This is a genomic window from Allobosea sp. CER48, from assembly GCF_044752385.1.
Taxonomy (GTDB): Bacteria; Pseudomonadota; Alphaproteobacteria; order Rhizobiales; family Beijerinckiaceae; genus Allobosea.
Genome location: NZ_JBIWYK010000630.1, coordinates 1 through 1,482, shown reverse-complemented (window position 1 = coordinate 1,482; position 1,482 = coordinate 1). Strand labels below are relative to the sequence as shown.

At 69.8% G+C, this 1,482-nt stretch carries 1 protein-coding gene; it reads right to left on the bottom strand.

The features are described 5' to 3' along the window. A partial coding sequence (locus tag ACIPIA_RS16140) for a dipeptide ABC transporter ATP-binding protein (protein WP_400510989.1) occupies positions 1 to 1,482 on the bottom strand: 1,482 nt, incomplete at both ends.

Sequence of the window (1,482 nt, the reverse complement as noted above, 5' to 3'; positions counted from 1 at the left end):
CCGGCCTCGACGACCGCTCCGTTCTTCATGACCGCCACGAGATCGCAGACCTGGGCGGCGACGCGCAGATCATGGGTGATGAAGACGATGGAGAGGCCCAGCCGCTCGCGCAGGCCGGCGAGGAGCTTCAGCACCTGCGCCTGCACGGAGACGTCGAGCGCCGAGACTGGCTCGTCGGCGACGAGGACATCGGGTTCGAGCGCCAGCGCCCGTGCAAGCCCGATGCGCTGGCGCTGGCCGCCGGAGAATTCATGCGGGTAGCGGCTGGCCGCTGCCGGATCCAGCCCGACGAGGCCGAACAGCTCGCGGGCGCGCTCGAGCGCCAGCTTGCGCGGCATGCCGTTGACGACGAGGCCCTGCGCGACGAGTTCCCCGACCTTGCGGCGCGGATTGAGCGAGGCGAAGGGGTCCTGGAACACCATCTGGATGTGCCGGCTGCGCGCGCGCATTTCGGCGCGGGTGAGCCTCGTCAGGTCCTCGCCCTGCAGGCGGATCGCGCCGGCGTCGGGATCGATGAGCCGGATGATGCAGCGCGCCAGCGTCGATTTGCCGGAGCCGGATTCGCCGACGATGCCGAGTGTCGAGCCCTTCGGAAGCACAAGCGACACGTCCTTCACCGCGTGGGTGACGCGCCGGCCACGGCCGAGGAAGCCGCCGGTGCGATAGGTCTTCGAGACCTTCTCGATCGCCAGGATCGCCTCGTCGGCGAGCGGGCGCGGCGGCGGCGGTTCGAGCGACGGCACGGCGGCGATGAGCTGGCGGGTATAGGGATGGACCGGCCGCTTCAGCACGGCCCCGGGCTCGCCCTGCTCGACGACCAGCCCGTGCTGCATCACCACGACGCGATCGGCGATCTCGGCGACGACGCCGAAATCATGGGTGATGAAGAGCACGGCGGTGCCCTTGCGCGCCTGGAGCTCGCGGATGAGCTTGAGGATCTGCGCCTGGGTGGTGACGTCGAGCGCCGTCGTCGGCTCGTCGGCGATCAGCACCTTGGGATCGAGCGCGAGCGCCATAGCGATCATAGCGCGCTGGCGTTGACCACCGGAGAGCTCGTGCGGATAGGCCCTGGCCGCGCGCTCGGGCTCGGGGATCTGCACTTCCGCCAGCAGATCCTGTACGCGGGCCGCGATCGCGCGCCGGTCGAGGCCGGTGTGGATGCGCAGCATCTCGCCGATCTGGTCGCCGATCGAGCGCAGCGGGTTCAGCGCCGTCATCGGCTCCTGGAAGATCATGGCGATGCCGGCGCCGCGGATCTTGCGCATCTCGGCTTCGTCGACAGTGGCGATGTCGCGACCTTCGAAGAGGACGCGACCGCGCTCGATCGCGACGCCGGTCGGCAGGAGCCGCATGATCGCATTGGCGGTCATCGACTTGCCGGAGCCGGACTCGCCGACGACGCAGACGATCTCGCCCGCCTTCAATTCCACCGAGACGTCCTGCATCGCATGGGGGCGATCGGCGCCCTTGGGCAGGGCGACG